This window comes from Micromonospora xinjiangensis (genome assembly GCF_056150165.1).
The window spans coordinates 288,578-307,937 of sequence record NZ_JAXCFO010000005.1 but is presented as its reverse complement, the minus strand read 5'-3'; the positions used below and the strand labels follow the sequence as shown (position 1 = coordinate 307,937).

Annotated in this window: 16 protein-coding genes; 7 read left to right on the top strand and 9 right to left on the bottom strand. The window is 73.6% G+C overall.

Going from position 1 to position 19,360, the window contains the following annotated elements; all coding sequences use genetic code 11:
- Positions 1-7: 7 nt before the first annotated feature.
- The 3 genes from qcrA to SM573_RS20270 all read left to right on the top strand — a co-directional run bounded on the left by qcrA (position 8) and on the right by SM573_RS20270 (position 3,792).
- Positions 8-1,096: a cytochrome bc1 complex Rieske iron-sulfur subunit gene (qcrA, locus tag SM573_RS20280; protein ID WP_474613117.1), complete on the top strand. Its 1,089-nt coding sequence runs from the start codon at positions 8-10 to the stop codon at positions 1,094-1,096.
- Entirely contained in the window at positions 1,093-2,727 is a 1,635-nt protein-coding gene (qcrB, locus tag SM573_RS20275) for a cytochrome bc1 complex cytochrome b subunit (RefSeq protein WP_474613118.1), read from the top strand. Before qcrA ends, qcrB begins: the two co-directional genes overlap by 4 nt.
- 375 nt (positions 2,728-3,102) lie before the next feature.
- Complete coding sequence (locus SM573_RS20270) at positions 3,103-3,792, top strand: DUF4142 domain-containing protein (RefSeq protein WP_474613119.1); 690 nt, start codon at positions 3,103-3,105, stop codon at positions 3,790-3,792.
- A 137-nt stretch (positions 3,793-3,929) separates the two neighbouring features.
- On the opposite strand, the gene SM573_RS20265 is transcribed toward SM573_RS20270, so the two are convergent.
- The 5 genes from SM573_RS20265 to SM573_RS20245 form a co-directional block, all read right to left on the bottom strand.
- On the bottom strand, positions 3,930-4,217 hold the full coding sequence (locus SM573_RS20265; protein WP_013287689.1) for an Lrp/AsnC family transcriptional regulator: 288 nt from the start codon (positions 4,215-4,217) through the stop codon (positions 3,930-3,932).
- A gap of 36 nt (positions 4,218-4,253) precedes the next feature.
- Positions 4,254-5,123 carry a nucleotidyltransferase family protein gene (locus SM573_RS20260; protein WP_474613120.1) on the bottom strand — a complete coding sequence of 290 codons (870 nt, stop codon included), beginning with the start codon at positions 5,121-5,123 and terminating at the stop codon, positions 4,254-4,256.
- A gap of 1 nt (position 5,124) precedes the next feature.
- Positions 5,125-5,667: an NUDIX hydrolase gene (locus SM573_RS20255; RefSeq protein ID WP_474613121.1), complete on the bottom strand. Its 543-nt coding sequence runs from the start codon at positions 5,665-5,667 to the stop codon at positions 5,125-5,127.
- A gap of 52 nt (positions 5,668-5,719) precedes the next feature.
- Positions 5,720-7,510 carry a RelA/SpoT family protein gene (locus SM573_RS20250; RefSeq protein ID WP_474613279.1) on the bottom strand — a complete coding sequence of 597 codons (1,791 nt, stop codon included), beginning with the start codon at positions 7,508-7,510 and terminating at the stop codon, positions 5,720-5,722.
- A gap of 130 nt (positions 7,511-7,640) precedes the next feature.
- Positions 7,641-9,398, bottom strand: a complete 1,758-nt coding sequence (locus SM573_RS20245) for a DEDD exonuclease domain-containing protein (RefSeq protein WP_474613122.1) — start codon at positions 9,396-9,398, stop codon at positions 7,641-7,643.
- Between the two features lie 127 nt (positions 9,399-9,525).
- Between SM573_RS20245 and SM573_RS20240 the strand changes: the two genes are divergently transcribed.
- The 4 genes from SM573_RS20240 (at position 9,526) to SM573_RS20225 (ending at position 15,100) form a co-directional block, all read left to right on the top strand.
- A complete protein-coding gene (locus tag SM573_RS20240; protein ID WP_474616804.1) occupies positions 9,526-11,127 on the top strand; it encodes an NYN domain-containing protein in 1,602 nt (533 codons plus the stop codon).
- 1,085 nt (positions 11,128-12,212) lie between these two features.
- Positions 12,213-12,434, top strand: a complete 222-nt coding sequence (locus SM573_RS20235) for a hypothetical protein (RefSeq protein ID WP_474613124.1) — start codon at positions 12,213-12,215, stop codon at positions 12,432-12,434.
- A gap of 285 nt (positions 12,435-12,719) precedes the next feature.
- Positions 12,720-13,979 carry a M48 family metallopeptidase gene (locus tag SM573_RS20230; RefSeq protein ID WP_474613125.1) on the top strand — a complete coding sequence of 420 codons (1,260 nt, stop codon included), beginning with the start codon at positions 12,720-12,722 and terminating at the stop codon, positions 13,977-13,979.
- Positions 13,976-15,100, top strand: a complete 1,125-nt coding sequence (locus SM573_RS20225; RefSeq protein WP_474613126.1) for a glycosyltransferase family 4 protein — start codon at positions 13,976-13,978, stop codon at positions 15,098-15,100. Before SM573_RS20230 ends, SM573_RS20225 begins: the two co-directional genes overlap by 4 nt.
- A gap of 113 nt (positions 15,101-15,213) precedes the next feature.
- Here SM573_RS20225 and SM573_RS20220 read toward each other — a convergent pair whose 3' ends face one another.
- The 4 genes from SM573_RS20220 to SM573_RS20205 form a co-directional block, all read right to left on the bottom strand.
- Positions 15,214-15,885, bottom strand: coding sequence for a lysophospholipid acyltransferase family protein (locus tag SM573_RS20220; protein ID WP_474616803.1), 672 nt, complete (start codon positions 15,883-15,885; stop codon positions 15,214-15,216).
- A gap of 25 nt (positions 15,886-15,910) precedes the next feature.
- Positions 15,911-16,543, bottom strand: a complete 633-nt coding sequence (locus SM573_RS20215) for a TetR/AcrR family transcriptional regulator (RefSeq protein ID WP_474616802.1) — start codon at positions 16,541-16,543, stop codon at positions 15,911-15,913.
- A gap of 66 nt (positions 16,544-16,609) precedes the next feature.
- Positions 16,610-17,536, bottom strand: a complete 927-nt coding sequence (locus SM573_RS20210) for an endonuclease/exonuclease/phosphatase family protein (protein ID WP_474613129.1) — start codon at positions 17,534-17,536, stop codon at positions 16,610-16,612.
- 142 nt (positions 17,537-17,678) lie between these two features.
- Positions 17,679-19,343, bottom strand: coding sequence for a putative bifunctional diguanylate cyclase/phosphodiesterase (locus SM573_RS20205; protein ID WP_474616906.1), 1,665 nt, complete (start codon positions 19,341-19,343; stop codon positions 17,679-17,681).
- Between the last annotated feature and the right edge of the window lie 17 nt (positions 19,344-19,360).

Genomic DNA, 19,360 nt, shown 5'->3' with positions numbered 1-19,360 from the left:
TGACGGCATGAGCACGCACACCGAGCACCAGGCCCAGCAGGGCCGGGAACCGCTCGACGTGAACACCCCCGGGATCACCCGCTTCGACGTCGTCCGCGAGGGCGCCCGCCGGGACGACATCGAGATCGTCCACTACGAGCCGCAGGTCACCCCGGGCAGCAAGGCCGAGCGCCGGCTGGTCCGCCTGGTCGCCTGGCTCTTCCTCATCGCCGGCCTGACGGCGACCGCCTTCCTGGTCGTCTACATCTGGTGGCCGTGGGAGTACGCGCCGGGCCGGGGCGGCGACAAGTGGTACACCCCGCTGCTCGGCGCCACGCTCGGCCTGTCCCTGCTGGCCATCGGTTTCGGCATCCTGACCTGGGGCAAGAAGCTGCTGCCCAAGGAGGTGTCGATCCAGGACCGGCACGAGGGCGCCGTCGCCGCCGACGACCGCACCATCACCGGCCAGACGATGCTCTACATGGCCGACGAGCTCGGCGTGAAGCGCCGCCCGCTGCTCGGCATCTCGCTGCTGGCCGGTCTCGCGCCGGTCGGCGCGGTCGCCGCCGCGCCGCTGGTGGGTGGGCTGATCTCCAACCCGCACAAGAACAACCAGATGTTCACCACCGGCTTCGCCCCGGCCGAGGGCGGCGAGAAGATCCGGCTCGTCCGCGAGGACGGCCGGCCGGTCCGCCCGGCCGACATCAGCGCCGGCGGTCAGTTGACCGTGTTCCCCGGCATCGAGCACGGCGTGAGCAACCGGCACGCGGACTCGCCGACCCTGCTGATCCACCTGCGCGACGAGGACGCGCAGGAGTCGCGCCAGGCCAACGAGCGGGTCGGCCACGGTGACTACATGTGGGGCAACTACGCGGCGTTCTCCAAGATCTGCACGCACGCGGGCTGCCCGGCGAGCCTCTACGAGCAGCAGACCAACCGCCTGCTCTGCCCGTGCCACCAGTCGCAGTTCCTGATCACCGACAACGCCCGGCCCGTCTTCGGCCCCGCCAGCCGGCGGCTGCCGCAGCTGCCGATCGAGGTGGACTCCGAGGGCTTCTTCGTGGCGAAGTCCGACTTCACCGAGACCGTCGGGCCAGACTTCTGGGAGCGGCCATGAAGCGTCGTAAGTTCGACCTGGCGGCGGCGCCGGGCAAGGCCGCGGCGGGGGTGGACGACCGCTTCCAGGTGGCGACCCCGCTGCGCCGGCTGCTGAACAAGGTCTTCCCGGACCACTGGTCCTTCCTGCTCGGCGAGATCGCGCTCTTCTCGTTCATCGTGCTGCTGCTCACCGGGGTCTTCCTGACCTTCTTCTTCGAGCCGTCGATGACCGAGGTCGTCTACAACGGCAGCTACGCGCCGCTGCGGGGCACCCCGATGTCGGCCGCGTACGCCTCCAGCCTGGACCTCTCCTTCGAGGTCCGCGGCGGTCTGATCATGCGGCAGATGCACCACTGGGCGGCGCTGCTGTTCATGGCCGCGATCGTCGTGCACATGCTGCGGGTCTTCTTCACCGGCGCGTTCCGCAAGCCGCGTGAGACGAACTGGATCATCGGTTCGCTGCTGTTCTGGGTCGGCTTCCTGGCCGGCTTCACCGGCTACTCGCTGCCGGACGACGGCCTCTCCGGCACCGGCCTGCGGATCGCCTCGGCGATCATGCTCTCCATCCCGGTGATCGGTTCCTGGCTCACCTCGTCGATCTTCGGCGGGGAGTTCCCGGGCACCATCATCATCAGCCGGTTCTTCATCGCCCACGTGCTGCTCATCCCGGCTCTGCTGCTCGCCCTGATCAGCGCCCACCTGGGCCTGGTCTTCAAGCAGAAGCACACCCAGTGGCCCGGCCCCGGCCGGACCAACGGCAACGTGGTCGGCGAGCGGATGTTCCCGCGGTACGCGATCAAGCAGGGCGGCTTCTTCATGATCGTCTTCGGCGTGATCGCGCTGATGGGCGGTCTGTTCCAGATCAACCCGATCTGGCTCTTCGGCCCGTACGAGGCGTGGGTGGTCTCGGCCGCCAGCCAGCCGGACTGGTACGTCATGTTCCTGGACGGCTCGACGCGGCTCATGCCGGCCTGGCAGATCAACATCCCGATCGGCGACGGCTATGTGATCCCGCCGCTGTTCTGGCCGACGGTCGTGCTGCCCGGCATCCTCGTGGGGCTCTCCACGATGTACCCGTTCCTGGAGGCGCGGCAGCTCAAGGACTACAAGAGCCACAACCTGCTGCAACGGCCCCGGGACGTCCCGGCCCGTACGGCGGTCGGCGCCATGGCCGTGGCCTTCTACCTGGTGCTGACCCTCTCCGGTGCCAACGACGTCATCGCGGACAAGTTCCAGATCAGCCTGAACGCGATGACCTGGGCCGGCCGTATCGGCCTGCTCATCGCGCCCCCGCTGGCGTACTACGTCACCTACCGGCTCTGCCTCGGTCTGCAGCAGCACGACCGTGAGGTGCTGGCGCACGGCGTGGAGACCGGCATCATCCGGCGCCTGCCGGACGGCCGGTTCGTCGAGGTGCACCAGCCGCTGAGCGCCTCGCAGGCGCACGGCGACGGGCACGGCGCGCTGGAGTACACCGGCTGGGTGGTGCCGAAGAAGATGAACCGGCTCGGGGCGCTCGGCCCGGCCATCCGGGGCTTCTTCTACCCGATCGAGAAGCCGGCCGAGGCGCCGGTCTCGCCGGGGCACCCGCCGGTCGAGCCCCGACCGGAGCGTGAGGAGATCAGCAGCGGCCGCGAGTCGGGCCGCTGACCCTGACTCACCTCGACGTGGGGCCCGCCGGACCACCCGCGGGCGCCCCCGCCCTTTCCCCCACCCCCCGGCGCCCCGCCCCCCGCCAGGGCACCGTGGCCCGGGGGGGCCACACCCACGCCTCCCCGGGGTGGGGGGCCCCGCCGCTCCGGGGGCGGGCCCCACGTCCGTTTCCGCCTCCCGACGGCGCCGCGCCGCGCGCCTGGGATCCGTGGCCGGGTGGTGCCACTGATGCCCGACGGGCCCGGGTGACCCGAGGTGCGCCAAGCCGGACGCCGGCGTCCGACCGGGCCGTCCCCTCGCGTGCGGCGCTCGCAGGAATAACCCCCGTGAGCCGGGTATCCGTGCGGTCCAACGTCTCAGGGGGAGGGAAGCATGTTGGGTATCAAACGCCTCGGCCTGCTGGCCGCGCTGGTGGTGGTCGGGGTCGCGCCCGCCGCCGCGGCACAGGCCCAGGCGCAGCCGTCGTCGCAGGACACGCAGTACCTGCAGGCGATCCACCAGGTCAACCTGTTCGAGATCACCACGGGTGAGCTGGCCCAGCAGAAGGGCCAGAACCAGCGGGTCAAGGACCTCGGCAAGATGTTCGTGACCGACCACACCCAGCTGGACCAGACGGTGCAGCAGACCGCCTCCCAGCTCAACGTGCAGCTGCCCAACGGTCCGAACCAGGACCAGCAGGCCGTGATCGACCGGCTCAACAACGCCAGCGGCCAGAACTTCGACCGGGAGTGGGTGACCGCACAGCTCGCCGGCCACCTGCAGGCCATCCAGGCCACCCAGACGGAGATCTCGCAGGGCTCCGAGCAGTCGGTGATCCAGCTGGCGCAGACGGCGCTGCCGGCGCTCCAGGCGCACTACGACGAGCTGGTCCAGCTGGCTGAGCAGCTGGGCATCCCGGTTCCGCAGGCCAGCGCCAGCGGTACGCCGAGCCCCGGCGCCACCACCGAGTCGCCGGCTCCGGGCGGCACGGAGACCGAGTCGCCGGCTCCGGGCGGCACCGACACCGAGTCGCCGGCTCCGGGCGGCACCGAGACCGAGGCCCCGGCTCCGGGCGTGAGCTGACCTCGGCAGGCACCAACGGCCGGCCCGTCGCCAGACGGGCCGGCCGACGCCTGTCCGGGGGCCGGACGGGCGACCGACGCCTGTCCGTGGCCCCGGGCTCGTCCAGCCGGGCCGGCGCGCGGCGCCGGGGCGGAACGTCAGTCGGCGTTGGCCAGACCGATCGCGAACGCCTCCTCCAGGTCGTGCTGGGAGTAGGCCCGGAACGCGATGTGCGACTCGGTGTTGAGCACGCCGGGGACCTTCGAGATGCTGCCCGCGATCACCTGGGCGATCTGCTCGAACTCGCGGACCCGGACCATGGCGATCAGGTCGACGTGCCCGGCGACCGAGTAGACCTCGCTGACGCCGGGAAGGTTGGCGAGGGTCTCGGCGACCTCGGGGATGGAGTCGGTGGCGCAGTCGATCAGCACGATCGCGGTGATCACGGGGTCGTTCTCCGTTCGTCGGCGTCGTCGCTCATGCTAGATCCTGGCGGATGCCGGGGCGGCCGGCACGGTGAGGTCGTCGCCGGCCCGGATGACCTCGTGCAGCCGCTCGCCGGCCCGCACCGTCGCGCCGGGCCAGATCACCGACCGGGTGACCTCGCCGTCCACCGTGGCTCCCGCCCCGACCACCGACTCCCGGCAGGTGCCGGTGACCGTGGCGGTCCGGTCGACCAGGCCGCCGGCGGCGGCGTGCAGGTTGGCCGCGAGGTAGTCGGCCGGGGTGCCGGTGTCGTAGAACGTGCCGCGGTACGGCACCACCCGCAGCGCTCCCGCCGCCTCGGCCGGCCGCCACACCGCGCGCACCAGGTCACCGAACTCCACCGGCAGGTCGCGTACCAGCCGCCACGGCAGCAACGAGAACCCGGTGAAGGCGTGCCCGTCGAACGTGCCGGGCGCGGCCGGGTCGGCGGCGGGCCGGCCCAGCAGCCGCACCTCGTGGCCGTCCCATCCCGCCAGCAGGGCCGCGATGTCCGGCCCCGGTTCGGCGGCCGGGTCGCTGAGGTACGCGTCCGCGTTGCCGACCAGCACCGGCCGCCCGCCGATCCAGTCCTTCAGGTTCGCGATCCCACCGGCGGTGCCGAGCGGGTCGCCCGGCTCGACCGACAGGTGGGCCCGGTCGCCGACGTGCGCGACCACCTGCCCGCCGAGGTAGCAGGCGTTCACCGCGACGCGGGCCGGGCCGGTCAGCCCGAGCCCGGCGAGCCGGGCCAGCGCCCGGTCCAGCAGCGGCACGTTCCCCACCGGGCAGAGCGCCTTGGGCAGCCGTCCGGTCAGCGGCCGCAGCCGGGTACCCTCGCCGGCGGCGAGCACCACGGCGCAGAGGTCGGCCACGCCGCCCGGCGGCACGTCACTGCTCCGCGTCGGGCACCGGTGGGGGGAACTGCCCCGCCAGCGGGCCGATGTCGTAGTAGGCAAGCAGCCGCGCCGTGGGCCAACTGAGCTGCGGGAGGTCGTCCAGCGGATGCCAGGCGGCCTCGAAGACCTCCGCGCCGTCGACCTTCAGCTCCGTGGTGGACGCCGGCACCTCCGCGGTGAACACGACGTCCACCCACCCCTTGGCGTGCACGATGGCGTTCGGCACGGCGGGGCTCAGCCGGGTGGGCGGGAGGCGGATGCCGGACTCCTCGTACAGCTCGCGGGCCGCGCCCACCACCGGGGCCTCGCCGCGCTGCAACAGCCCGGCCGGGAGCGTCCAGCCGCGCCCCGGCGGCTGCCGCAGCAGCAGCAGCCGGCCCGCCCCCTCCGCCTCGGAGTCGCGGACCAGGGTGACCGCGCCGACGATGTACTTCGGCACGGCCAGCCGCACCAGACGCCGGCGCAGCGGCAGTGGCAGCCGGTAGAAGACCTGGTACGCGACGGCCCTGCCGGTGGCGCGCGAGCGGGGGATCATGACTCCAGGCTAGTGGTCGCGAATGCCGCTCGTGCCCGGCGGGGCCCAGCGGTCACTGGCGGTGGTCCACGAGGTCGATGAGCTGGCGGACCACGGCGTCCGGCTCGATCACCCGGTCGAAGACCGCGACCAGCAGGGTCTCCAGGTCGGGGTAGCCGAGCTCCTCGGCGAGCCGCAGCAGCGGCAGGTCGCTCGCGAGGCCCCGGTTGTGCTGGCGCAGGGTGAGCCCGATGGTGGCCCGGCCGAGCCGGACCTTGTCGGTGATGGAGATGCCCGGCTCGGTGTGCTCGGCGAACCAGCGGTTGATCTGCATCTGCGCGTGCGGGGACTTCACGAAGCCGAGCCACTCCCGGCGCGGCCCGCGCGGCGCGGTCTCCGCCTCGAAGCCGTTGTCGGCGTCGCTCTCGGTGAAGATCTCCACCACGTCGCCCTCCTCCAGCTCGGAGGAGAGCGGGACGAGCCGGCCGTTGATGCGCGCCGCGAGGCAGTGGTCGCCCCGCTCGGTGCCCAACTCGTAGGCGAGGTCGACCGGGGTCGCGCCGGCCGGCAGCACGATCTGCCGCCCCTCGGCGAAGACCTGGATCTGCGCTTCGGCCAGGTCGCAGCGCAGCGACTCCAGGAACTGGGCCGGGTCGGCGGCGTCCTGCTCCCAGTCGAGCACCCGGTGCAGCCAGGCCAACTGGTCGGCGTGGGCCGTCGCGCCGCCCCCGGCGCGGGGGAAGCGGTAGTCGGCGGCGATGCCGTACTCGGCGGAGCGGTGCATCTCCTCGGTGCGGATGAGCACCTCGACGGTGCGGTCCTTCGGCCCCCGGACGCTGGTGTGCAGGGACCGGTAGAGGTTGTTCTTGGGGGAGGCGATGTAGTCCTTGAAGCGGCCCGGGATCGGCCGCCAGGTGCCGTGGATGGCGCCGAGCGCGGCGTAACAGTCGGTGGCCGGCCCGTCCACCACCACCGCGATGCGGGGCAGGTCGTAGGGGGTGCCGTGCCCGCCCGCGACGGTGTCCTTCCAGATCGAGTAGAGGTGCCGGGGACGCGGGCTCACCTCCGCGTCGACCCGGCTGCGGCGCAGCGCCGTCTTGGCGCGGGCGACCACCTCCGCGAGGTACGCGTCCCAGCCGGGCCGGTCGTGCACGTGCCGGGCGATGCGGGCGTGCTCCTCGGGGTGCAGGTGCAGCAGCACCACGTCGTCCAGCTCCCGCTTGAGCGTCTGGATGCCCAGACGGTCGCAGAGCGGGATGAGCACCTCCTCGGTCTTGCGGGCGATCCGCTCGCGGGAGGCGGCGGACCGGACGCCCAGGGTGCGCATGTTGTGCAGCCGGTCGGCCAGCTTGATGATCAGGACGCGGACGTCCTTCCCCGCCGCGATGATCATCTTGCGGATCGTCTCGGCCTCGGCGGCCTTGCCGTAGAACGCCTTGTCGAACTTCGTGACCCCGTCGACGAGGTGGGCGACCTCCGGCCCGAAGTCCTCCGCGAGGGCCTGGAGCGTGTAGCGGGTGTCCTCCACCGTGTCGTGCAGCAGCGCCGCCACCAGGGTGGTCGTGTCCATCCCGAGGTCGGCGCAGATCTGGGCGACCGCCAGCGGATGGGTGATGTAGGGCTCGCCGCTCTTGCGGAACTGACCCCGGTGCATGTTGTCGGCGATCGTGTAGGCCCGGCGCAGCACGGAGGGATCGGCGCCGGCGTGGATGGTGCGGTGGGTGCGGACGAGATGGTTGACCGGGTCGGTCTCGGCGGTCGGCCACGCGAGCAGCGACCGTAGTCGCCGGGTCAGTGGCAGCTCGCCCGGCCGGGTCGGAAGGGCGCCCCCCAGGGCGGCGCCGTGTCCGGCGTCGACGTCCACGAGGGACACCTCCTCACCCCGGCCCCGCGACCACCGTACGACCGGCAACCGGGAGCAGGCCCACGAAACGGGCAGGACTGCACTTCTCTAACAGACTAAGGGAGTCGACGTAGTCCGATCGGTCAGTTGGTCATGAGCGTTCGGTCGAGAGTTGGTGGGACGCGGCGGCCTCCGCCTTCGCCAGGAGGTCACGGAACCGGGCCGCACCACGGATCGGCGAGGACCATCCGGAGGAGATCTCCACCAGCCGGGTCTCCGGCCGCTCCAACCAGGACAGGATCCGCTCGGACTCCTCGGCCGAGGCCCGGGGGACCGGCCCGTGCCCGGCCGGGACGGTCTCCGCCGTGGCGCGGATCGCGGCGATCGTCGGTCGTGGGTGGACACCGGGCGGGGAGACCCCGGCGCCGGCCAGCCGGCCGTGCCGGACCAGTGCCAGCTCCCAGCCACCCCGGGCGGCCGGCCGTGCCGCGGCCAGCTCCGCGATGCCGCTGAGGGCGGCCAACCGCTGCATGCGTACGGCGGCCCGCAGCACCGCGGCCAGCCGGGCGCGGACCACCGCCGCCTCCTCGTAGCGCTGGTCGCGGGAGAGCGCCTCTATCCGGGTCAGCAGGGCCTCCACCACCTCCTGCGGGTCGTCGGCGGTGGCCGAGCGGAACGGAGCGGCGGCGCGGTGGTCGTACTCCTCCGGGGTGATCCGGTGCTCGCAGGGCGCCGGGCAGCGACCCAGCTCGGCCAGCGCGCAGGCCGGCGTGACGGTGCGCAGGGAGAGCCGGTGCGTGCACTGGCGCAGCGGCAGGGCGTCGTAGAAACCCGCGGCGGCCAGCTCCGCGGTGCGACGCGAGGTGAACGGACCGAGGTAGGCCTGGTCGGTGGGGGAGAGGTCGCGGACCACGGACAGTCGCGGGTAGTGCTCGTCGGTGAGCTTCAGCCAGAGCATCCGCTCGGGAAACTTCGACCTCCGGTTGTACGGCGGCGCGTGTGCGGCGATGAGCCGCAGCTCGCGCACCTCCGCCTCCAGGGAGTGCGCGCACTCCACCGCCTCGACGCGCTCGGCGGCGTTGAGCATCTCGGAGATCCGGGCCCTCTTCTCGGCCGCCGTGAAGTAGCTGCGCACCCGGGTGGCGATGTCGCCGGAGGTGCCGACGTAGAGGGGCCGGTCGTCGGCGGCCCGGAAGATGTAGACACCGGGCGCCTTCGGCAGCCCGTCGGCCAGGTGCCGCTTGCGGCGCTGGGTGGGGGTGACCGCCTTCGCGAACTCGATGGCGTCGCCGATCGTGTCCACCCGGTGGCTTCCGAGCCGGCCGATGAGCGCGTGCAGCACGTCGACGGTGGCCTTGGCGTCGTCCAGGGCCCGGTGGTTGGGCTGGGTGGCGGTGCGGAAGTAGGCGGCGAGCGTGCCCAGCTTGCGGTTGGGCACCTCGTCCCGGATCAGCACCCGGCGGGCCAGCGCGGCGGTGTCGAGTACCCGGGGGTTGGGCCAGCGGTAGCCGTGGCGGGCGCAGGCGGCCTTGAGGAAGCCGACGTCGTACGGCGCGTTGTGGGCGACCAGCACGGCGTCGGCGATGAACTCCAGGAAGCTCGGCAACACCTGCTCGATCGGGGGCGCCGGCACCACCATGGCCTGGGTGATGCCGGTCAGCACGGTGATGAACGGCGGGATCGGCTGCCCCGGGTTGACCAGGGTGGCGAGCACGCCCAGCTCCTCGCCGCCGCGCACCTTGACCGCGCCGATCTCGGTGATCCCGCCCCCGTCCGGGGCGCCGCCGGTCGTCTCCAGGTCGACGACGACGAACGTCGTCGCGTAGAGCGGCAGGGCCGGGTCGACCCCGCCGCCGGAGGTGGGGTCGAGGCCGGCCAGCGTCTGCTGGACGTACTCCGCCTGTGCCATCCGCGGCACGCTAGCGCCCCGGTCCGACACTCCCGTCCCAGCAGCCCCAACGCTCACCACAGGGCTAGGATGAGAGATCGGCTCACTCACCGGGCGGTGGGCCCGGTAACGGTGGGAGACTTGCCACATGCCCCTCACCGAGCCGTACGACGACCACCTCCCTCCGGAGGACCGGTCCGCCGCTGCGCGCACTGCCGGTGAGGTCGGCGGGCCCGTCGACGCCCCGGCCGATGACGTCCGGCCTGGTGACGTCCGGCCTGGTGACGCCCCGGCCGATGGCGTCCGGCCTGGTGACGCCCCGACCGATGACGTCCGGGCCGATGATGGTCCGGCCGACGATGCCCGGGCCGGCGACGGCGGGCCGATCGACGACGGGACGATCCGGGGCGGCGGGGACGCCCGGGACGGTGACACCGCCACGGGCGAACCGGAGCCGGTCCTGCCCGAGCCGGTGCGCCAGCGCATCGTGGCGCTGACCGCCACGGTGCTGCCCGGCCTTCCCTCCGACGAGGTGCCGGTGCCGCTGCGCCGGGTGGCGAAGTTCGCGCCCAACCGGCGCGCGCGGCTCGGCGCTCCGGCGATCGCCGCCCAGCTCACCGCCGATCCGCTCTTCCGGCAGCGGGTCAGCGCCCGGGTGCTCGCCGACGCGGGTGACCTGGGCGCCGCCGTGATCGACGGCACCGCGCCGGCCGCCGCCGACCCGGTCGAGGTGGCCGCGCTGGCCTATCTGGCGCGGCCGCGGGGCTGGCGGGATCTCATCGAGGCGAGCGGTGCGGCGGTGCGCGCCGAGGCGGACAGCGCCGTCGTCGCCGAGCTGGTCCGCGAGGCGGAGCAGCGGGCCACCCGGGCCGAGCACGATCGGGCGGTGGCCCGCGTCGAGGCCGAGAAGCTCCGCGACGAGCTGGCCCGGGTCCGCGAGGAGCTGGGCCAGCTCCGCGAGGAGGCCCGCCAGCTGGCGCGGTCGCTGCGCGAGACGCAGGCCCGGGAGCGGCGGGCCAACGAGCTGCTCGCCACGGAGCGGGGGCGGGCCGCCCGCGCGGCCGCCGACGCCGACGCCGAGCTGCGTCGGGCGCGGGCCCGACTCGCCGAGGCCGAGGCCGCGGCGGGCGCCGCACGGGCGAGCGCCAAGGAGTCCCGCTCCGTCGACGAGGCGCGGCTCTGGCTGCTGCTGGAGACGATCAGCCAGGCCTCCGTGGGGCTCCGGCGGGAGCTGGCGCTCGACCCCGTCGACACGCTGCCGGCCGACTTCGTGGCCGAGGCGTTCGCCGACCAGCCCGGCGCCGCGACCGGCGCCGCCACCCGCGCCCGGGACACGGACGACCCGGCCCGGTTGGACCAGCTGCTGGCGCTGCCGCGGGCGCACCTGGTGGTCGACGGCTACAACGTCACCAAGCGCGGCTTCGGCGAGATGTCCCTGGAGCAGCAGCGCAAGCGCCTCATCACCGGGCTGGGCGGTATCGCCGCGCAGACCGGCGACGAGGTGACCGTGGTGTTCGACGGCGCCGACCGCATCCCGGGGCTGCCGCCCACCCCGCGCGGCGTGCGGGTGCTCTTCTCCCGCAAGGGGGAGACCGCCGACGAGCTGATCCGGCGCCTCGTCCGAGCCGAGCCGCCGGGCCGGCCGGTGGTCGTGATCTCCTCCGACCGCGAGGTCGCCGACGGCGTACGCCGCCACGGCGCGTACCCGCTCGGCGCCGACTCCCTGCTGCGCCGCCTCGCCCGCTCCTGACCGGCCCCCCGGGCTCCCTTTCCGCGTTTCCCTTCCTCTCGGTACTCCCGCCCTGCGCTCCCGCTTTGCTTCCGCGCCCTGCGCTTCGCGCTGCCTTCCGCTCTGCGCTCCGGCTTGGCGTTCGTGCTCGGCGCTTCCGCCTGCGCTCCGGCTTGGCGCTCGTGCTCGGCGCTTCCGCGCTGCGCTTCCGCTCGGCGGTCACGACGGGCGCCCCCGCCCGGTGGGCCCGCTCCTGCGACGGGGCGGCTGCTGCTGCCGTCGGCCTCCACTCACGGACGTTCTCGACCTGGCAGCCGACGCCCGGGCCTGGAACCCAGCCACGGAGATCCTCGAGGGGCGGCCGGCGGTGGCGTCCCGGCCGGCCGGCAGACGAAGGTGGGCTCGGGGGCGGGGCAATGGGGCTTCGCCACTGTCGAGCTGCCCCGCGAATGAGACCACCGAAGACGCTTGGAAGCACCGCGTGGCTGGTTCGAGGGCAGGAGGGGAGGGGAGCCGGGAGAGCTTCGAGCGTGCCCGCTGGTCGTACGTCTGAGACAGCTCCCTGGTCCCACAACTGACGCACCACTTCGCCGATCGTGATCTGAGGCAGGGCTCTGCCGATCGTGATCTGAGGCAGCTCTGCCGATCGCGCTCTGGGGCGGCGCTCTGCCGATCGCGCTTTCGGGCGGCGCTCTGCCGATCGCGCTCTCAGGTAGCGCTCTGCCGATCGTGATCTGACGCGACTCTCTCTGCGAGACGGCGGCGGACAACGGGTCGTCGACGTCGAGGCGAAGGTCTCATATCTGGGGCAGCTCGACAGCGTCCGAAGGAGACTCCTCGCCCGCCCACGCCGGCCGGTCTCGCCGCGGCTGGTTGCCGCGGGCGCGCCGGCGTGCCGTGCCATCCCCGGGCCGTGCCAGCCGGTCCGGGGCGGAGGTCGGGTGCGCGGATCGGCGCGGCGATGGCTGGCTTGATCAGATTCGGGAGGGCTGGATGCCCGTTGTCCGGTTCTGTCGTACCCCGGGCCTATGGTCTGTATACCGACGGTGGTCGGGTGGCGACGTTCCGGTCGCGCCCGTCGCCGCAGCCCGTTTCAGGAGGCGTTGATGCTCATCGACTGCGACCGGTGCGAGATCCGGGGAGCCGGTTGTTCCGACTGCCTGGTGACCGCCCTGCTCGACGACCGGTCCCCGGGCGCCGACGTCGGGCCCGCCGAGCGCCGGGCGATCGAGGTGTTCGCCCGGGCCGGCTTCGAGGTGCAGGTGCTGCCCGGCGCGCCGATTCCCGCCGCCCGCCCCCGATACCGGCGGCGTGGCCGCGCGGCCTGAGCCGGACGCGCCGGCCTCGCCAGTGCAGGCGAGCGGCACGCGGCGGTGGCCGCGCGCGTGAGCCGGACGCGCCGCCCTCGGCCGTCGGGCGTACGCGCGAGGGGGTGGCACCGGGTGCGCCCACCGACTGCCGGGGCGTCGCCGGCCGACGGTGCGGTGCCGGTCGGGGCCGGGCGGAGGCGGTAGGTGCGGCCACCGGCTGGGCAATAGGATGGGCGCTCACGGCGGGAGGAGCGGCGGCATGACGCGGCGTGGTGACGGCTCGCCGGCGCGTGGGGCGCCGGCATGAGCCCGCGTGGCTGGGCGTTGCTGACCCTGGCCGGCCTGGCCGCCGCGCTGATCGTCGCCGTGGCGCTCCTGATTCCCTGGCACCGTCCGCCCGCGCCCCGCGCCGACCAGCTCGCCGCGCTGCGCGACCTTCCGGCCGACCAGGTGGCCCGCGGCCGGGAGTTCCGGGCCGCGCTGCGCCCCGGCGGCTACGCGAGCCTCGTCGTGGGGCTGCTGGTCGCCCTCGCGCTCGGGCTCACCCCGCTGGGCAGCCGGCTGATCGAGCTGGCCGGGCGGCCGTTCGGGGGGCACTGGATCGCGCAGGCGGTCGTCGGCGGGCTCGCCGTCGTGCTGGTCGCCGACCTCGTCACCCTGCCGTTCGCCGCGTGGCGCCAGGCCGTGCTCACCCGCTACGGGCTGAGCACCAACGGCTGGGGCGGCTGGGCCGTGGACCTGCTCAAGTCGTACGCGGTGAGCGCTGTGATCGGCGGCGTGGCCCTGCTCGGCTTCTACACCGTCATCCGGCTCGCGCCGCGCTGGTGGTGGGCGTTCGGCGCGGCCGGCGCCGCCGGATTGGTGGTGCTCCTGTCCTTCGTCCTGCCGGTCCTGGTGGAGCCGGTCTTCAACCGGTTCACGCCGATGGAGCAGGGCCCGCTGCGCACCGAACTCATGGCGATGGCGGCCCGCGACGGCGTACCGGTGCGGGATGTGCTGGTCGCCGACGCGTCCCGACGGACCCGCGCGGTCAACGCGTACGTCTCGGGCATCGGGCCCACCCGTCGGGTCGTGGTCTACGACACCCTGCTGCGCGAGGCCCCGCCCGAAGAGGTGACCGCGGTGGTCGCCCACGAGCTGGGGCACGCCCGGGACCGCGACGTCACCGTCGGCACGTTGACCGGTGCGCTCGGCGCGGCGGCGGCGGTCGTGGCGCTCTACCTGATCGGCTCGTGGGGCCCGCTGCTGCGACTGGCCGGCGTCGACTCGGTCGCCCAGCCGCGCGCGTTCCCGCTGCTGGTCGCCCTGGTCACCGTGGTCGGGCTGGTCAGCGCGCCGGTCCAGGCGCTGATCTCCCGGCGGGTCGAGGCGCGGGCCGACGCGCACGCGCTCGCCCTCACCGACGACCCGGCCGCGTTCGAGTCCATGCAGCGCCGGTTGTCCACGGTCAACCTCTCCGATCCCGACCCGCCCCGCTGGGAGTACCTCTACTCCGCGACCCACCCGTCCACCGTCGAGCGGATGGCCGCCGCCCGCGCCTACGCCAGGGAGGCCGGCAGATGAGCCGGACGCTGCTGATCACGAACGACTTCCCACCGCGCCCGGGCGGGATCCAGTCCTTCGTGCACAACCTGGCGGTACGCCAGCCCACCGGCTCCGTCGTGGTCTACGCGTCGAGCTGGCGCGGCGCGGACAAGTTCGACGCCGACCAGCCGTTCGAGGTGATCCGGGAACGCACCCGCGTACTGCTGCCCACCCCGCTGGTCGCCCGCCGGGCCGCCCGGCTCGCCCGGGCGTACGACTGCGACACGGTGTGGTTCGGCGCCGCGGCCCCCCTCGGCCTGCTCGCCGCCGGGCTGCGCCGCCGGGCGGGCATCCGCCGGGTGGTGGCGCAGACACACGGGCACGAGATCGGCTGGGCCGCGCTGCCCGGCGCCCGGGCCGCGCTGCGCCGCATCGGGAGCGGCGCCGACGTGACGACCTACCTCGGTGAGTACACGCGGATCCGGCTGGCCCGCGCACTGGACGGGCTGACCGACCTGCAGCGGCTCGCGCCCGGGGTGGACGTGGACACGTACCATCCGGACGTCGACGGCGAGCCGGTGCGGAAACGGCTCGGGCTCTCCGACCGGCCGGTGGTGGTCTGCGTGTCCCGGCTCGTGCCGCGCAAGGGGCAGGACATGCTCATCCGCGCCATGCCGCAGATCCGCGAGCGAGTGCCCGACGCCGCGCTGCTCGTGGTGGGCGGTGGGCCGTACCGCGCGGCGCTGGAGAAGCTGGCCCGACAGCTCGGCGTCGACCAGGACGTGGTCTTCACCGGCTCCGTGCCCTCGGCCGAGTTGCCGGCGCACTACGCGGCCGGCGACGTCTACGCGATGCCGTGCCGCACCCGCAACCGCGGCCTGGACGTGGAGGGGCTCGGCATCGTCTACCTGGAGGCCTCCGCGACCGGCCTGCCCGTGGTGGCCGGCGACTCCGGCGGCGCACCGGACGCCGTCCGCGAGGGGGAGACCGGCTACGTGGTGGACGGGCGGGACGTCGCCCAGCTCGCCGAGCGGGTCTCCCGACTGCTCGCCGACCGGGACCTCGCCCGCCAGCTCGGCGCCGCCGGGCGGGCCTGGGTGGAGCGCGAGTGGCGTTGGGAGACGCAGGCCCAGCGCATGAGCGCACTGCTCGCCGGCTGACGTCCGCCCGCGAGATCACGCTCGATCCTTGATGTCGTGGCCTCCCGCGCCGCGGGATCCCACTACATCAAGGATGAAGCACGATCATCGGGGTGCGGGGTGCGGGGTGCGGGTCAGGCGGCGAGGGTCTCGCGCTTCGGGGCGTAGTGGGGGACGTACTCCTGGCCGGTCAGCCGTTGGATGGCCGCCATCAGCTCGTCGGTGAGGGCGCGGATGTCGCGCGGGCCGTGGATGCGCCCGGCGACCGGGATCGGCGGGCCGAACCGCAGCATCACCGGGTGCCGGCGGGGCAGGCGGGCGTCGATCGGCAGCACCTCCGCGGTGCCGAGCACGCCGACCGGGATGATCGGCACGCCGGCGTCGCGGGCCAGCCGGACCACTCCGGTACGCCCGCGGTGCAGCCGCCCGTCCGGTGAGCGGGTGCCCTCCGGGTAGACGGCGACGAGGCCGCCGGCGCGCAGCACCGGCACCGCGGCGTCGAAGGCGGAGAGCGCGGCCCGGCCACCACCGCGGGCCACCGGGATGGCGCCCATGCCGCTCACGATCCGGCGGCTGAGCCAGCCGCGCGGGCCCCGGCCGGAGAAGTACTCGGACTTGGCCCAGAACGCGATGCGCCGGGGCGTGACGGCGCCCAGGAACAGCTCGTCGGCGACCGAGAGGTGGTTGCCGGCGAGGATCGCGCCGCCGTGCCGGGGCACGTGCGCCAACCCTTCCACGCGTGGACGCCAGCCCAACCGTAGGGCGTTGCCCACGGTCAGCTTGCCGAGGTCGTACAACAGGGGCACTGTCTCCTCCGATCGGTGGCGTCGGTCAGCCGCGGCCGGGGCCGAGGTGCGCGTTGCGGGCGGGGGCGAGGTGCGCGTCGCGGGCGGGGCCGAGGTGCGCGTCGAGGGCCGCTCGCAGCAGGCTGTCGTCGGTGGTTTCGCCGGTCGCGAGCTGGAGGCTGCCCCAGGCCCAGAGCTGGGCGAGGCCGTGCAGGTTGGCCCAGAGCGCGCCGGCGAGGACGGGGGCGGCGGCGTCGGACGGTCGGCGTACCCGTGCCACGAGGTCGACCAGCTGGGTGAAGAGCGGCAGGCTGGTGTCGCGCAGCCCGAGCCGGCCGCTGTTCAGCAGGTCGTGCCGGAACATCAGCTCGAACATGCCGCGGTCGGCGGCGGCGTGGTCGAGGTAGGCGCGGCCGAGTGCCAGGAGTTGGTCGCGCGGGTCGGGCCCGGCGTCGCGCACGGTCTCGGCCACCCGGGCGGCGAGGTCGGCGTAGCCCTGGCGGGCGATCGCGGAGAGCAGGTCCAAATGGGTCGGGAAGTAGCGGCGCGGTGCACCGTGGGAGACACCGGCGCGGCGGGCGATCTCCCGCAGGGAAACCGCCGCGTGCCCCTCGCGCCGAACGAGCTCCACACCGGCGGTCACCAGCCGGGTGCGGACGTCCGCCTCCGCGTCAGCCATAGACAGTGTCTACCAGGTAGGCGTAGACGTTGTCTACGCCTACCTGGCGGGTTCTGCGCGGATCCCTCAGTCCGCGACCGTCACCGTCACCGTGCCGATGAGGATCCGGTGGTCGGAGCAGGGGCCGCCGCAGCTGTCCGAGATGCTCAGCGAGTCGCCGTCGTAGGTGCCGACGATCTTTTCCTCCCGTACGAAGATCAGGTCGATCTTCTTGCCGGGCCCGCACGGGCCGGCGGGGGTGCCGTCGTCCTGGGTGTTCTCGCCGTATCCGAGGCAGCGCGAATCGAGGTCGTCCAGCTCCCGGTGCTTCCCGCTGTTGCCGGGGTTGTTCGGCGTGTCGACGTTCGACGAGTACCACTTGTCCAGGCGGTTGTAGCTCGGCTGGGCGTTGAAGTCGCCCGCGATGATCACCGTGTCACCGGCGGCGTAGTACGCGTCGACGTGGGCACGGACGGCGTCGAGCTGCTGCTGGTTGATCGGGGTGTCCCCGATGACCTCCTGCGAGGTCGTGATGTGTGTCGTGCAGAACCGCATGTGCGGTTTCGCCTCGAGCGGGGCGCAGAACAGCTTCCGCTTCTCCACCCGGCCGTCGTCGGGCAAGGTGAACTCGCTGGCCTTGCCCAGCGGCGCCTTGCTGAAGATGGCGATGCCGGACTTCTCCCCACCGCAGCCCGTGTCGTTGGTGCTCGTGAACCGCGAGTAGTTCTCTTCGTCCTCGCCCCAACCGGTCGCGCGGAGATTCCACTGCACCGCCTTGTACTGGCCCCAGCAGAGCTCGTTGAGCGCGGCGAAGTGGCTGCCCCGGTTGCGGATGGAGTTGGAGATGACCTCGATCAGGCCGTTGCTCGTGGAGCCGCGATGCATCGTCCACCCGGCGACGTTCCAGGTCCAGACGTGGTAGGTGTTGGTGGTGGCTGCCGAGCTGACGCCGGCGGTCGCCAGCAGGACGGTGAGGACTGTCGCGACCACGAGGCCGCTTCGCCAGACGCGCACATTTACCCCCGTAACTGTGGCTGGATCCTGGGAGCCTAGCGCCCGGGGCCGTCCAATCCGGACCCGTGTCGCCCGGGACGGGAAAACACGCGTTTCGACCGCCCGACGGCGCGGCACCGCCGGGCGTCGAAGCGTACGCGGGTCAGCCGAGGCGTTCGAGGATGCGGTCCGCCGACGTGGGGCGACCGAAGTGCCAGCCCTGCCCGGCGTCGCAGCCGATCGCCCGCAGCCGCTCGGCCTGCCCGGCGGTCTCCACCCCCTCGGCGGTGACCGTGAGGTCCAGCGCGTGCGCCAGCGACACCAGCGAGGCGAGGATCCGCTCGTCGGTGCGGCTGGACGCCTCGGTCGCCGGGGCGCGCAGGCCGGACACGAACTCGCCGGCCACCTTCAGCTCGGTCACCGGCAGGTCCCGCAGGTACGCGAGATTGCAGTAGCCGGTGCCGAAGTCGTCGATGGCGATGCGGACGCCGAGGTCGGCGAGGACCCGCAGGGCCCGCACCGGTTCCTCCGTCGTGCTCATCATGGTGCTCTCGGTGATCTCCAACTGCAGGCGTTCCGGCGGCAGGCCGGTGCGCCGCAACAGGCCGCGCACCTCCTGCACCAGCCCGGGCCGGTGCACCTGCCGCACGGCCAGGTTGACGCTCACGAACGGCGCGCGGCGGGCACCCGACCAGCTCTCCGCCTCGCGGCAGGCCTCGGCCAGCACCCACGCGCCGAGCGGCACGATGAGGCCCGTCTCCTCGGCCAGCCCGATGAAGCTGTCCGGCCGAAGGACGCCCAGCTCCGGGTGGCGCCACCGCACGAGCGCCTCCACACCGAGCAGGTGGCCGTCGCGCAGCGAGGTCAGCGGCTGGTAGTCCAGGTAGAACTCGCCGCGTTCCAGGGCGGTGGGGATGGCCGCGGAGAGGGCGTAGCGGGCCAGCTCGCGGCGGTTGCGGTCGGCGTCGAAGAGCTCCCAGCGGGCGCCGCCGGCCGCCTTGGCCCAGTGCAGGGTGCTGTCCGCGGCGCGCATCAGGTCGCCCGGCGTGGTGCCGGCGATCTGCCGTTCCACGATGCCGATGCTCGCCGTGACGGTCAGCTCGTTGCCGTCCACCTCCGCCGGCTCCCGTACGGCCGCGAGGGCGGCGTCGGCAGCGGCGACCACGTCGTCCGTGCCGCCGGTCCGCTCGACCAGGATGACGAACTCGTCGCCGCCGAGCCGGGCCACCAGGTGCCCGTCGAGGGCGCGGCGGAGCCGGTCGGCGACGGTGACCAGCAGCCGGTCGCCGATCTGGTGGCCGAGCGAGTCGTTGACCACCTTGAACCGGTCCAGGTCCAGGAAGCAGAGCCCGATGCGCTGCGCGCCCCGGCCGGGCTCGTTGAGCGCGGCGGTGAGCCGTTCGGTGAAGAGCGCCCGGTTGGGCAGGTCGGTGAGCGGGTCGTGGGTGGCCTGGTGGCGGAAGCGCGCCTCGCTCTCGCGCAGCGCGCGCTCGGCCTGCGTGCGGGCCATCATGGCGGCCCGGCGGATCGACTCCTGCTCGTCGAGCGTGCGGTCGCGCAGCGCCCGGGCGTAGCCGGTGGAGACCGCCGCGAGCAGCCGGGCCAGCCGGTCCTCGACGTCGTCGCCGACGAGCCCGAGGTCGCGGATCAGCCGCAGCTGGAACACCTCCACGGTGCGGCCGAGCCCCTCGGCGGAGGCGATGTGGTTGGCGACCAGCTCGGTGCCGACCCGGTAGCCGGGGCGGGGGTCGAACGGCTCGGCGAGCAGCGCCGCGGCCAGCCGGTCGGTGAGCCGTTGCAGCAGCGACTCCAGGTGCGCCTGCGTCATCGGCAGGTAGCTGGTGC